The following is a 14,274-nucleotide window of genomic DNA, read 5'->3' on the forward strand; positions in this document are numbered from 1 at the left end:
AGAATGTCTTCGTCCGAGTATCGCTTCCGAGCCATCCCTTGTTCCCCCTTCTCGGCCAAAGTAGTGGCACAATTTTAGGGGGCAAAGACAAATCCCGCTCAACACTCTCTTATCATCGATCCGTGGCTTGCTGTGCGACTTTGGGAAGAAAGGGGAAAGTGTGGCCATCTGATCGCCGGTCAGCCAGTAAAGGTCGCTCATGTCACCACTCCATTTTTCGAAGTCGTGAATCATGCGCACAGTGAAAATCAATGTATCCTGAGCCTAGTTTAGCTTTATGGTTCTGTTCATAACGATCCAATCTCGATCGGAAATTTTGAACTCAGGCGCTAAGAATTCTACAAGGTTTTTAATATCGTCTTGGTCAATGCGAAAATGCAGGAAACGAATGTTTCCTTCAAAAAATCTTAGCGCGTTTTCGACGTGTGCCTTGCGTTTCGACCGCCAGATTTCTATGAGGCCATCAGAATCTGTAGCGTAATACTTCATAGCTTCCTTAACAAGGGTGCCGCCTTTGTGCTTTTTGCGCGATTGAAGCCACTTGTTTTCGTCTCGATCATTTAGAATAAAATATGCCTCGGGATACAGATCATGAAATAATTCGAAGTACTCAATTGCTTCGACTTGGCTAGTTTCTGAAAAGAAAAACAAATCGCTATATGCAGTGTGCCGATCGAGAAGTTTCCTTAATGCCGCCCGGTCAGACCTGCGCCTTACCACCTCACTTGCTAAGCTCAAGTATATTTTCTGTAGAGGCTTTCTTAACAACAACGGATTGAAATCGACCATAGGTGCGTGGTAATGGACGGACCGGATCGCAGCACTTTTTAAGAGGTGATCGAGTGAAGTTGTCCCGCACTTGTTGTAGCCTATGAAGAATATCTTGGTCTGTGGGCTTAGAGTTTGAGTGCGGATGTTGTGCAGTTTTTCTCGCAAGGTCGCCACGTAACCCCTCCTGTTGAAAGTATTTTTCGTTTCAAACGAAATACTTGTGAATACAATGCCGCAATAGAAACTTACTAGTGACGGCTAACGAAATTATACAGAGTTGAGTGTGCCGTTGCGCGAGTTTGTTTCTTTTATTCAGTCGCCGTTTCAATTTTGTAACCGAACCGCTCTGCTGTAAGCCTCGTGCGGAAAAGAATTTCAGCTGCTTTTTCTTCGCCGATCCGACTGCGGGCGCGCTGGTTCACGGACGCATCAATAAAATCGCCCAAATCCTTTATGGCGACTTTAGTCCATCCCGTCGCTGCGTCTTCGTTTTTGTTTCTGTCCGAGCCAAAACGTTTCGTTCTCAAATTGATCTGGCCGTTCGGTGGTGGGGGTAACTGTAAAGTTTCATAAACTGACATGGCGAATGTTTCCGGATTTCGTAAGAGATCCTCAAATCGAAAGACAGGTATGTCGTTGTTCTCGAGCTTTTGTCGCCAAAATAGTTCAAGTACGGAATTATACCAATCGATAGCTTCGTTCAATGAATTTCCTGATCTAATAAGGCTTTCACATTGCCCAACAGGCTCACGAAGAAACAGAACGAACCGCGTACCAGGATGGGCTGCTGAAATGGCAGGGTTGAATACACTATAGAAATCCATGACCTTAGTTGCAAATTGCGTGGCGGTCGGCTTTTTTGCAACTTCTGTTTTATAGATATCTTCGAGTCTTTTTGCGGAAGTAGCGCCAATAAACGGGTCGGCGGCGGTAAAGCCATATTTGTAGCGTAATACCCGAAATGCCTTTCCGATCCGTCGGCTTGGAAAAACCTCCCTATGCCATTCTTTTGAGGTTATAATATGGGGAGAACTAGCCAATATTGAAAAGAATATTGCCGACCCACCGCGGCCAAAACAGTTTACTCCCACAACATTCATTTAGACCGACCTCCAAAAATTAAAATACGAAATGAGAGAGCGTGAGCCTGTCTCAGTAGAATAGATGCCTATCTTCAGCAACACGAGAGAAATCGGCGGTCAAGAGCAATAATTTCAACGCTTTGTGGATTTGCTGGCATTGATCAAAGCGGTCAGGATTTATTCAGGTTCATGGAGGGGGGGGGGCATAGTTTCGACACTGAGGTGCATTGTCCGGTTCACCTCTGTGATTCGCTTCTTTACAGAAGCGATGCTGTAGTGATCGTTGACTATTTTTGCAGCACTTTTGGCACGAGAAGCCGCCTCATTGGGTTGGTCCAATAGTTCTTGAATGCTGTTAGCTATCTCCGTTGGTTCGACGGAAGAAAGAGTCAGGATGTTCTTCTCGTTTCCGTAGTCATTTATGCCTCCTACTAAGGGAGAAATTACCGGAATGCCTGCGTGCATTGCTTCTAGTGCCACGATACATAGTCCTTCGTGACGGCTCGCTAAAACAAAGCAATCTGAAGGTTGCTCTGGCCAGTTTTCAACGAATCCTAAAAATTCAACAGTATTCGTCAAATCTAATTTTTTTACGAGCGTCCTGCATTTGTGTAGATTTTCACCTTCACCGAATAACGTGAGCGAAACCTCTTTACCTCTATTTCGTAGAATGGAAATAGCTTCAATTATTGCGGATTGGTTTTTTGTGTTGGTAAAGCGCCCCGTGTTGATCACTCGAAAAGGTTTGGTGCTATTAGGGTGTTGATAGCATTTTGCTGGGGTGTCAAAAAAAACTAATGGAACGATAGAAGTCTGTTTCGGTTCGCGAAAATAAAGACGTCTTATAGTGGTCTTTAATGTGAAATTTGCGTCGGCGAAAACCCAGTCCACCCTTGATGAAGTCAGCTTGAAGGCAAGTTCGTAGAGGCGTTTTGCTAAATGTGTGTTGTGTTCGTAAGATATGAAGGTAATCTTGGGTTTTGTCCAGCACGCTAGCCTGGCAACAATGTTTGCCTGGGGCAAGGAACCAATAACGATGTCGGGGTTCATTTGAGAGATCAATTTCGACAATCGAAAAAATGATACCGCCAAGTCTTTCATGGTCATTCTGTCGGATGCGGAAAAATAAATAACTTTGTAGCCCAAAGCGGTCAGGCCATCATCCAATCTGCCGTTTCCCCGGGATATCGCTACAATAGTTATGTCAAACCCTTCGAATAAGCCTAACTCTAGCAGTGTTTTAACGCCGATTTCGGCTCCGCCACGATTGAATGAGTTGAGAAAGTACAGCAGTTTTGGTGGAGTAGACATGTCTAAGGCGACCAACAGCTAAATAGTTTTCCGAACACTTATTGGCTTTCATGTATCCCGAGAGCACGTCGTCGAGTTTGCAGGTTTGAGTTCAACAAGCGATACGATAGGTTTGGAATAAGCCATACAACCAAGAAAGATGCCCAAGTACGGGGGCTGAATGGATACAGATCCAAGGAGAGTTTCAGTAGTTTTCTCGCGGCAGCAGGATCCGCTAAAATGTAGTGCTGGTTGCCGAGTTTGCGCGCGCGTTCAGCAAGCCTTCTGGGAACATATTTCAGTAGTTCAGGGTCATCTAAAACGGCTTTTAGTGCTATAGTCGCATGGTCCTGCATAACGTCAAGACTGGCACCGGTGAGACTAGAGCGATGATACCTTTTTCTAGTTAGCGGCGTGTCGACAAAACCGAACCTTGAAACCCGTGACATCCGGATCCAGAGATCTGTATCCTCAAAGAGCTTTACGTGTTCATCAAACCCACCAGAGTCTTCAAACGCAGTTCGCCTGAAAACTGTCGTCGATGGTACAATAGGTGGATCGTTCAGGAAGTATGCCCTGGTTTGGTTTTCCGCTGTGCTCAAGTCGATTGCATTTACACGCCTGTAAGAGTCCGGGTCTCCATCTGCGAACGTGTAGTAGTCAGAGTAAACCAATCCAATTTTTTTATCCCTATCCAACACTGCAATCTGGAGCTCTAGTTTTTCTGGTTCCCAAATGTCATCACCATCCAGAATGGCTATATAGGGCCCAGAACACTTGCCAATCGCAAGGTTTCTCTGCGCTGGTAATCGATTGCCGCCGGGCCCAAAGTAAACTGAAATTCGAGGGTCCCAACTCCTAATATTCTCTAGAACTTTGATTGTTTCACTGTCGGAGCCGTCGTCTACCACGACAATTGAGGCAATGCGAGTGCTCGCGGTTTGAGCCAGTACAGATTGCACTGCTTCCTTGATAAATAACCCCTCGTTATAGCAGGTGATAACTACGTCAACTGAAGCGCAGCCCTGCGCAGAACATGAATTTTGTTGCATTCTATCGTGAGTTTGGTTGGATGACCCCAAAGTGCTCATTGTCCAACACTCTGATCTTTTTCGGAACTCTCTGGAAATAGTACAATATTGTCTACTTCCACGACGTCGCCCGGTCTCAGTAAATCATCAAAGCTGGCATCCGAAGTAGTCGCCTTATCACCAGTTCCACGGATCAAGTAGAGCTTCAGATCTTCCTCAAACTGCCGCAGTATACTGCCCGCGCCTCCATCATTTAGTACGAGGCTTTCTTGAGCACCCAGAATCTCACTGGAAAGTGACTTTATTCTGGGCTCGAGAGTGGCGCGCGCCTCCAACAATTCCACATTGAAGGAGCTATCAAAGATATCAATGCGTTGATGGATCAATTTTCTCTGCAGTTCAAGTTCAGCAAGAATGCTCTCTGCTTCCAAAGTGTTGGAAGATAACGCCAACAGAGACTGCCGTGCGTTACTAAGAACACTTGCGCGAGCTAAACCTTTTTCAACCAATGTTTCTGCGCTGATTACTTCTTCCTTTGCAAGTTCAATCAGTTGCTCTTGATTGCGAAGTTTCTCGTTAAACAAGTCAATTCTTTTGGTCAGTGTCGCCAGTTGATCTTCCAGGTGGCCATACTCAGTCAAGCGTTCGCGCAACATCAGTCTCACCTGATCTTTTCGGGATAGAATAAAGGCTTCGAAGTTTTCTTTGTTTACCGAAACTGATGGCAAGCCGGACATTGAAAGGTTCTCGTCGCGTTCGAATAGGGCATTCAAGCTCCAAAGCTCGGCGACTAAGTTGGCGTGTTCAATGGCGAGAGTCGTTAGATTCGACCTGAGTACTGGAGCGTTTACCAGCGCTTCTTGGGGCGAAATCAAAGACGAGAGAACACCACCACCACTTGCTAAGGCGGTTCGCACAGTCATTCCCGGCTGGAACTCAACAGGACCCGGCCTTGCGACATCGCCAGTCACAAAGACGGGGAGATAAGATTTCATACCAAGATAAATACTGGTTCCATCTATCGTAACCTGGAACCATTCCCCTGATGGGGAATAAATAGAAATGACCATACCTGCGGTCTCAAGGTTAATGTTCTCTCGCAATTCTGTCAGTGTGAACCCACTTGCTTGGAACGATCCCAATCTTGGAAAACTGATTTTTCCGTCAATATCTATGCGTGATACCACGGTACTGTCGGGTAGCTCTCCAATTGATAATGTAATCTCATCTCCCGGGGTGAGGATGTACTCGGCCTTCACAATATTGGGCAGTATTAGGCTAAACACTAATGTCGGCAAAATTCTTAACCAACATCTTCCTGCTAGAGAGCGGAAGTTCTTATTAAACCAAGGGAAAACCCATTGTCTGAACAAGGTGAAAGCACTCACCGGGTCTCTGAAAAGCACCTGACTAGCCCTTGTGATAGTCTGAGTAGGAATAGTATGAGACACCTCGATAACTGGCCTCCTTTTTCAAGTCGACTGCGTTAAAGATTATCCCAGAAACAGTGATATCCAAACTCCTAAGTTTTTTTAGAGCGTTTGTAACAAGTTCCCGGGTGCTTTTAATCCGTGAAACCACGAAAAAGACTTCATCACATGAATGCGAGATCATACTGATGTCTTGGACCGGAGTTATGGGTGGAGTATCCAAGATGATAATGTCGTACTCCTTCTTGAGGTTTTCGATGAGCTCTTTAAAGCGGTCACCTGAGAGAATATCAGGACCCACTGACTGCGATCCGTGCGACGGTATTAAATCTAAGTTGTAAACGGGGTCGGGCTGAATGACATCTGATGCCGAAGCTTTACCAAGCAAGTAGTCACCAAGATCGAGATAATCATCTTCCTGTAGAATTCGAGAAAGCTGAGACCGCCTGAGGTCGCAGTCAATCAGAATTTGACGCTTTTCGTAAAAATGCGCGTGAAACAAAGCCAATGCCATCGAAATCAAGGTTTTACCTTCTCCGGGGATTGAAGAGGTAATAGCAACAACCACGGGTTGGTCATTGTTTTTGGTCAATAGGCGATAACTGATGGCTCGCAGGGCTTCAACATATTCCGTATAGGGTTGACTTACTAGCTTATCAAGTATGCCAATCTTGTCGTCGCCTTCGTCGTCAACAAGAGGCAGGCTCGAAATGACGGGAAGCGCCGTTAGTTTTTCAAGTTCGTCGCGGGTTTCGATTGTACTGCGGAACGCCTCTTGAAGCAGCACGAACACTACCCCTAAGAAACCTCCCGCTATAAATGCTGCCGCAACGAGTAGTTTCATACCCGGACCAATGGGCTTTAAAGGAGGGGTCGCGATCTCTACTATGCCCACGTTTGATTTAGTTAATTCGCCTATTGCGTCCGCCTGTCGTATTTGTTCAAGGAAGCGTTCGAATATGAGCGCGTCCGCGTTCGCCTTTCGCTCCAACTGGACAAGCTGAAACTGAGCGACGTTTTGTCGGGTTAAACGCTCTTCTATCTGGTTCAGGCTATTACTGATTGCTGCTTCTCGCAGCTTTGAGGCTTCCAGAGCCTGCTCGAGTGCAACACTTCTTTCTTCCGTGTCGGGTGACAGGCCAGACTGCACTTCGAGCACGCGGTCTTCAAGTGTCTTTCGTTGGGCAATGGTTTCACTGAGGCTATCTTGAAGGCGGCTGTAACTGTTTGACAGTGCAGTACTTTGCTCTTGATCGCCAAGTCCACTCTCGCGTCTGAACTTGTCTACCGCATCTGCTGATTCCTGCATTTTTGCCTCAAGTTCACTCAACTGGTTGTTAAGCCAATCCACAGTCTCCCTCGTGGCATTTAGACGTTCTTGGATTTCAATTTTCAGGTAAGCTTGAACAATTGCATTGGTGATACGGGCTGCTTTATCCGCTTCGTCTGCCGTGACAGACAGTTTCAATATTTGCGAGTATCCCAATTGCTCAATTTCAACAGCTTTTTGCAGGCGACGCAAAACAATCCTGTTTGTAGTGTCATCCACGTTTTGGGGTTGAGCTTGGTCATTGTCTGACACTTCAGGCTCATTGGTTACTGCGGGGTTCTTTTCTGAAGCATTCTCTGTGGCTTCGCCGCTGCGCGGGTTAAAATAGGGATCGGATATCAGGTCCTGAGAGTTTATGACTTCTTGTAAGACATTGCTTGACTTAATCACTCGCAACTCATTGCTGAGAGTGATGTTTATTTCTTCACTATTGCGACTTGATGTTCCAAGTGCTTCCTGAACATCAACCAGGCTACCTTTGCTTTGACCGATTCGAACCAGCGCTGAGGACTGGTACAGCTCTGGCCGAGTAAGAGCGAACAGACCCCCGCCCAAAGCGCAAAGCAATGCGCAGCCTAAAATAAACCTGTGTCGACTCCATATCAGCCTTATCCATAGGGATATATTGGCGACGTTATCCTCGGTGCTGGTTGATATGGGGTCCCTAACTAATATTGTATATATTCCGTATATAGTGGTTTCTTTTGAAAGTGTTGGTGCGCGAGCACAAGTTCCACAAGGATGTAGCCTACAGAGTTTTTGACGATTTAAAAGACAATCGAGTTAGCCAATGCTCAGTTGCGATAAGCCTCTGTTCCAATCTATGCACTACTCCTAAACATGCACGTTTTTTGAGCTTTGTTGACTGCGAACTGGGGTTGGCTACGGAATTACCGGAAAGAATCTCCATAGGTTTGCTATAAAACTCTGACAATGTAGATCTTTGGTCGCACGATCCGCCGCGGAGAATGCTGGTACATCGGGTGCAAGGTTTTTTAAGTTGGTGCGCGTGGCTGTGTGCCGGGAAAGCTTAGTGGAAACGCTAAAATCTTCAATACACGGGCTTCTAAATTCCACAGCAGATGCTCGCTAAATTACGACGGCTAAAGACCTACTCTGATAGTGCGGATATACTGTTCTCTATAGAACCACTTAGTTACACGATTGTAAGGGTTGAGATGAATGAAGATTGTTCACGTTATTACGTGCCTGCTCAATGGCGGGTCAGAGGAAAATACGATTGCAACATGTAATGCTCAGGCTGAACGTGGGCATGAGGTCTGGTTACTCTACGGACAAGAATGCGATAGTGAAAGAAAATCTACAATCTCCGGGAAAGTGAAAACGCAACAAATCCAAGGTCTTGTAAGGGAATTAAGCCCGATCAGAGATTTAAGAGCCTTTTCGAGAATTTGCGGCGCCATTCGGCAGATTTCTCCAAATGTAATTCATACACATGCCTCAAAGGCGGGTGTTCTTGGTCGCGCGGCCGCATGGCGATGTCGAACGCCTATTGTTCTGCATGGCGTTCACATTTTGCCTTTCCTGAATGTATCGCCGGTGAAGCGCATCGTGTACCTATCGCTCGAGAAGCTGGTTGCGCTGAACACTGACGCCTACATTGCCGTTTCTCAAGGGATGCACGACGCGAACCTCAAAGCTGGGCTGGGAAAAGCCGAAAATAATTTTGTTGTCTATTCCGGGATGGATCTCGATCGCTTCCGTCGTGCGTCTGCGTTGGATCAGCTTCCAAAAGGTAGAGTTTTGACTATGGCGGCTTCTTTGGAGCCAAGAAAGAGACATTTGGAGTTTATCAGCGTCTTTGCGCGATTGGTTAAGAAGCATCCAGATCTGCATCTTTACCTTGTTGGACAAGGAGAGTGTGAGAACGCCATCAGAGAGAGTGTGGATCAATATGGGCTAAGCCAACACGTTCATCTTGTAGGCTTTCAAAAAAATGTCGAGCAGTACATTGCCTCCGCCGATATTTGCGTTCTTGCGTCAATGCGCGAAGGCTTGCCCCGAGTTTTGGTCCAATACGTCGCCGCAGGTAAGCCAATGGTAGTTACTTGGTTACCAGGCATCGAAGAAATTGTTCAGGATGGATCTAACGGTTTGGTTGTTGAAACAGGGAGCGTTGCTGAAATGCAGAGGCACTTGGATCAATTGTTGACCGACGCCGAAATGCTTGAAACGATGACTAGTTGCGCGCGCCAATTTGATACTTCTAAATGGTCACTAAACGCAATGGAGCCAAAAGTTGAAGAGGTCATAAATAAAGTTGCTCTTCGAAAGGGTATATCTGTTAACGAAGAACATGCGCTAAGTTCTTTGGAGACCTAAGCGGAAGTTTCTCGCTGATCCGCTGCACGGAGCTTTCAAACTTTGCCAATGTAAGCATTTCTAGAAGAGCTCTTTAGGTGTTGCAGCTTTATTACTTTGAACACTGGGAGTGTTGCGAAAGAAGTGGGTGTGTATCGCTAATGTTGATCAAGATTCGATGCTTAGTTGAATATTTTAAATGGATTTTGTGCGTTGTGCCGTCCGCATTTACTGCAGCGCTTCTACTTTCCTCGTCAGCAGTTGAAGCTCAGGCAACTGATCCAGTGGCGGAAGGTAATCTGTTTAACTTGTTGGATGTGCGGGAGCTATTGGTGAACGGCTACACCCAGGATGACACACCTGAGGGTCCTGTAAGAAACTTGGGCGCCACAGGCTTCAATCCAATCGACGCCGTGCAGGACGATCCCAAAGAGCAACCTACCTACGGCAACACCAATTCCGGAATCAGTTTTGCGGCTGGCAGCCGTCAACATCTAAATTTTGGTCATGTTGACGATGCCCTGAAAAGCTACCGATGGATGCTTTTGCTTTTGAAGGTTGAGCCGCCAAATTCAGCAGAAGATCGTGTCACTCTACTAAGTGTCAATGAAGATGAACTGGCGGGAGGGCGAGTACCGAGGGTCGAATACAGTGGCAAGTCCGGAATTAGTGTCAGCTGGCGCGGGCAGGGGCCTAGCGGTTCGAGGACATATAGTCTATCCAACCATGATTTGATTGCTGACGGTGAAACTTGGAACATAGTTTTGGTCTACCGCAGGCACGGGCGGTTGTTTCTTAGCGTTAATGGCCAGAGTGATCCGGAAGTTTCAGATACATTAACCTTCTCCGCGCCTTCGTCACGTAAGGATGCCAAGAGCTTTATTGGCGACCCCCAAGGCGGCTCACTTGGCTGGTCGTTTGATGCGATCATCTTTGGGCAAACTGAATTGTCTGAAGTTCTGGCTGATAAAATTGTTGGGTGGGCAGCCAGGCGCATCGGGTCTTTACACCTCTTACCAGAAGAGTTTGCCTATCGTTCAGAACCTCCGATTCACGATGAGCGGGATTTTCCTGCGCGGTACTCCCATGATGAGCAACTATGGTCAGATAGCTGGTATTCAATCCCTGAGAATTCTCGAATGGAGCATCTGGGAAAGCCGCTGCCTTCGGATGAGGGATATGTGCGTGTTTTTTTGGACGATTTCCGTGAAAACTCGGTGTCTCGGAGTGATGCAAGCGAAGGTGGTCAAGGCGGAATATGGTTTGCACCTGGTTGGAACGGTGGGGTGGGCAAAGACGCGCAACTAGAAAATCTAAAACGTGGGGCGGACCTCTACACCCACGATCCCGACAGCTCCACTTTGACTTTGTCCATAGGTTTCGACAAACAATGGAAGGGGTCAGCGATCTATAGTGTGAACGACGTTGGCCAAGGGCGTTCTTGGGAAGGTGGCGGCATATTCAGGGCACGAGTAAAATTGCCAGAGATTGATGGAAACCCAGAAGTGGGCTTCTTTCCGGCAATCTTGTGGTTTTACAATCTCGAGCATTTGTTTTGGAGGACATCGGAAAGAATTGAAATCGACGGATTTGAATTTGAAGGAAATGATGATCAATGGATCAATGGTGGCTCCGCCCATGTTCATGCGGGTGAGTATCCTGGCAAATTTGGACACCTGGAAAAAGACATAGCCCATGAAAAGATGTTTGCTGCGCGGTTGGACATCGATATCTGGGATGGAAAATTCCATCTCTGGGAACTTCGTATAGAGCCCGATTTTACTTACTTGGGGGTCGACGGAACTGAGTTGGCTCGAGTAGCGACCCCTAGAGAGTTTCTTGAGCGGCTATACATGATCGCGGACTATGCTCTGCGACTTAAGCATGGTGAGCCTGATCAGAATGTTCGTCATGACATGGTGTTGGATTACATCGAAGTTCTTCAGCGCGAAGAAAAACTGGAAGGATTCACGAAACCCTTTTCTGCCCGTCCAACCATTGTGGGAGAAGCACTGGTTGGGAAAACTCTGCACTGTGCCGCGGATCTGGAAACCGACATCAAAGATATTTGGTATTACTGGTACTCCGACGGCTACCCGCGTGGTTTCAGCCCTGATCCCAAGTATGAGATTACACAATCAGACTCTGGGTCTGAGGTCCGATGCATGATGAAACTTGTTGGTGCTGTAAACCAGCCTGAGGCTTGGAGTGATACATTACGTGTGGGAGGTGCGTAGGAAGGTGTTGGGCCGAATTCAGAGGTTCACGCCAGTTTCTTTAGAAATCTGATCGAAAGCAAAAACTTCGCTACACCTTATCGAGCCGGACAGTGTTAGAATTAGCCGGTTTGTAGCGGTGTTGTGTACCCTTGTAGAGATTGATGAATGACAAAAAAATCGATCACAAATATAGCAAAAGTTGGCAGAAGTAGCGCTAACTCGCACTCAAAAATTGTGGTGATGTTAACCTGTCAATACTCTGAAATCTTGGGAGGTGCCGAAAAGCAATGTGCGGCGCTTACGCAAAACCTGATCGAGGCCGGCGTAAATGTTGTTGTAGTCACAAGTCGTGTGCCAGGCTTTAAACCAAGAAAGGAAGAAAAAGGCGTTGTAAGGTTTTGGACATATCGCCCACCGCAATTGGCTGGGCGTTACTTACCAGCGTCGTTGCTATGGGCGCTCCAAGTTCTGATATGGATAGCGTGGAACCGCCGACGTGTATCGGTTCTTCACTGTCACCAGTTGCGAATAAACGCTTATGTAGCCGCCGTGGCATATCAGATTTTTGGAATACCAACTGTCATGAAGCTAGGCGTAGGCGGTGAGCGCAATGACTTCAATATCATTAGCCAGAAAAAATACATTGTGGGCCGGTCCGGCGCTAAGTTCGTAGCCCGCCGATCATCGGCTGTCGTCGCGATTTCCAGTGAAATAGAAAAGAATTGCCTGGAGTGGGGAGTTCCCAGTGAACGAGTGCTTCGAATTCCCAACGGTGTGGATGTTGACCAAGTTGAGGAAATTGCCGTTGGGCGCGGGAACCCTAGAACAGAAGGGTTTAATAATATGGTCATATTGGCCTACGTGGGGAGGCTTTCAGATGAAAAGAATGTCTCTCAAATTGTAGATGCGGTTAGTACGCTGGCGTGCAAGGGAAGCTACCGATTGGAACTGTTGGGTGACGGCCCGTTACTTAACTCAATTGCAAAGAGTTCAGCTTCAAAAAGAGGGCAGAAAATCGATTGCAAAGGAAGGGTTAACAACGTCTTTGATCACTTGCAGCGAATGCACTTCCTTTTATTGGTATCTTCATCTGAGGGGCTTTCCAATGCTCTGCTCGAAGCGGCATGCGCCGGAGTCGTGCCAATATTGTCGGATGTCAGCGGAAATAGAGATGTCGTAGATTTCTGCGACTACCCTCTGTTTGTCGCGGGAACTTCGACGGAAGACATACAGGTTGGGCTTCGTGCAGCGCTTTCCATGAGTTCCGACGAATGGGAGAGATGGTCTACAAAAATAGCCGATAGCGCTCGAAAAAGATACGACTCCAAGGCTGTTCGCGACAGGTATCTCGTCTTGTACGAAAACCTATCTGGAGAGAGTTACTCGTAACCCGCATTTTACACATGACAAGTTTGGCAAATTCTGCACATACAAAAAATACCAACTTGGAGCCAACTGCCCAAAAGTATGAACGTTTCTTGTTCATCCTTTTATTTGCCGGGTTTTCTTCGATATTTTTAGGGCTGGACTTAAAGACACCACTCCTTGTTCTTAAACCTTTTGACTTAGTGTGTTTAGTTTGTACGCCAATATTGATCGGCGGATCACTATTGAAACGGCGGTTGAGCTTCTCGACAGGATTTGGTCTGGTACTATTTTTTCTGACTATTAACGTCGCACTTGCATTTCCCATCTCAGCTAAGAACGGTATTCGAGAGACCATCCAGGCAGTTGAACTTGCGATGTTCGGCTACGTCTTGGTCCTCTACGCAGGTCAGCTTGACTGGATCCGCATGGCAAGAACGTTCATTCTAGTTTCAATTCTGATAACTTGTTTCAATGTTTACTGGCATGTCGCGAATGGTTTTTACTTTGGTTGGAAGCGGCTGGATGAACCAAAGCTACTTTTATCCTATGCCGTTCCAGTAATCTTCGCGCTAATGATATGCACAAAACGGCGTGCCCGACTGATAGACTACGTTGTTATTGGGCTCATCGCGGGCCTATTGGTGATGAGCGGTGAAAGAAAAGCTCAGCTGGCTTACATTCTGAATCTGGTGTTGCTACTATCCGCAGGCTACGTTCGCTTGAGTGTACTTTCCGCGTTAGCTCTTTGCACTCTTCCTTTTGTTGCGATGCTTATCACCTCTGATGATTACCTGACACGCCAGCTGTTTTCGGTATTTAACTTTGGGCAGTTCGAGGATTTTACACTGGCGGAAATGGCCACCGGCAAGATAGGTATAACGCAAAGCAACTCGCAAAGAATATTTTCTGGGCAACTAACCTGGGATCTTGTTCGAGTTAACCCTTTTTTGGGCCTTGGGACTAACGGATATACAATTTTTGTCCGAGAAAACTATCACTGGCTGCCACAGTATTTTCTGACAAGTATTCATAACGAGTTTCAACGTGTATTAGTGGAAAATGGCATGCTGGGTCTAGTCGCCTATACCTTGCCTTGGGTCCGTTCTTTATCCTATGGTGTTCTAATATATGTAAAAAATGGAAAACGGTATGCCGCAATTTTCTTCATGTTTTGGGTTACCTTTTTCATCCAATGTTTTTTTGAGGGTTCTGGGAACGAAGCATTTTTAGCTTTCTTATTCGTGGCTTTGCTTCCCGAGTTTTTTTATCAGCGGCTAAGTCATCAGTTCGCGTACTCAGTAGACCCTAAATAACACTTTATGCAGTTTTTAAGAACGTTAGTGAGAACGGCGGTGAGAAAGTCGACCACGGTAGCGGCGGGATGACCCTGCTGCGGGCGGCGTAAAAGTCGTCCATCTTTGCCCTTCTTTT

10 protein-coding genes and 1 pseudogene are annotated in these 14,274 nt (G+C 46.6%); 4 read left to right on the forward strand and 7 right to left on the reverse strand.

Features of this window, described 5'->3' with window-relative positions; translation table 11 throughout:
• The 7 genes and pseudogenes from ACR0ER_RS25070 to ACR0ER_RS25100 all read right to left on the reverse strand — a co-directional run.
• Positions 1 to 201 (reverse strand): annotated as a pseudogene (locus ACR0ER_RS25070) (hypothetical protein); the annotation flags it as partial.
• Positions 202 to 264: 63 nt separating this feature from the next.
• Complete coding sequence (locus ACR0ER_RS25075; RefSeq protein ID WP_480771198.1) at positions 265 to 945, reverse strand: sulfotransferase; 681 nt, start codon at positions 943 to 945, stop codon at positions 265 to 267.
• A 134-nt stretch (positions 946 to 1,079) separates the two neighbouring features.
• A complete protein-coding gene (locus ACR0ER_RS25080) occupies positions 1,080 to 1,871 on the reverse strand; it encodes a sulfotransferase (RefSeq protein WP_480771199.1) in 792 nt (263 codons plus the stop codon).
• A gap of 159 nt (positions 1,872 to 2,030) precedes the next feature.
• Entirely contained in the window at positions 2,031 to 3,164 is a 1,134-nt protein-coding gene (locus tag ACR0ER_RS25085; RefSeq protein WP_480771200.1) for a glycosyltransferase, read from the reverse strand.
• A gap of 38 nt (positions 3,165 to 3,202) precedes the next feature.
• Positions 3,203 to 4,234 (reverse strand): glycosyltransferase family 2 protein, encoded by a 1,032-nt coding sequence (locus ACR0ER_RS25090; RefSeq protein ID WP_480771201.1) that lies wholly within the window; start codon positions 4,232 to 4,234, stop codon positions 3,203 to 3,205.
• Entirely contained in the window at positions 4,231 to 5,562 is a 1,332-nt protein-coding gene (locus ACR0ER_RS25095) for a polysaccharide biosynthesis/export family protein (protein ID WP_480771202.1), read from the reverse strand. The genes ACR0ER_RS25090 and ACR0ER_RS25095 overlap by 4 nt, the downstream gene beginning before the upstream one ends.
• Before the next feature lie 22 nt (positions 5,563 to 5,584).
• On the reverse strand, positions 5,585 to 7,627 hold the full coding sequence (locus tag ACR0ER_RS25100) for a GumC family protein (protein ID WP_480771207.1): 2,043 nt from the start codon (positions 7,625 to 7,627) through the stop codon (positions 5,585 to 5,587).
• A gap of 489 nt (positions 7,628 to 8,116) precedes the next feature.
• On the opposite strand from ACR0ER_RS25100, the gene ACR0ER_RS25105 reads away from it, so the two are divergent.
• The 4 genes from ACR0ER_RS25105 to ACR0ER_RS25120 all read left to right on the forward strand — a co-directional run bounded on the left by ACR0ER_RS25105 (position 8,117) and on the right by ACR0ER_RS25120 (position 14,156).
• Positions 8,117 to 9,277 (forward strand): glycosyltransferase family 4 protein, encoded by a 1,161-nt coding sequence (locus ACR0ER_RS25105; protein ID WP_480771203.1) that lies wholly within the window; start codon positions 8,117 to 8,119, stop codon positions 9,275 to 9,277.
• Between the two features lie 77 nt (positions 9,278 to 9,354).
• Complete coding sequence (locus ACR0ER_RS25110; RefSeq protein ID WP_480771204.1) at positions 9,355 to 11,493, forward strand: LamG domain-containing protein; 2,139 nt, start codon at positions 9,355 to 9,357, stop codon at positions 11,491 to 11,493.
• 147 nt (positions 11,494 to 11,640) lie between these two features.
• Positions 11,641 to 12,864 (forward strand): glycosyltransferase family 4 protein, encoded by a 1,224-nt coding sequence (locus tag ACR0ER_RS25115; RefSeq protein WP_480771205.1) that lies wholly within the window; start codon positions 11,641 to 11,643, stop codon positions 12,862 to 12,864.
• A 14-nt stretch (positions 12,865 to 12,878) separates the two neighbouring features.
• Entirely contained in the window at positions 12,879 to 14,156 is a 1,278-nt protein-coding gene (locus tag ACR0ER_RS25120) for an O-antigen ligase family protein (protein WP_480771206.1), read from the forward strand.
• Positions 14,157 to 14,274 lie beyond the last annotated feature (118 nt).

Source organism: Ruegeria sp. CH8, from assembly GCF_056536985.1.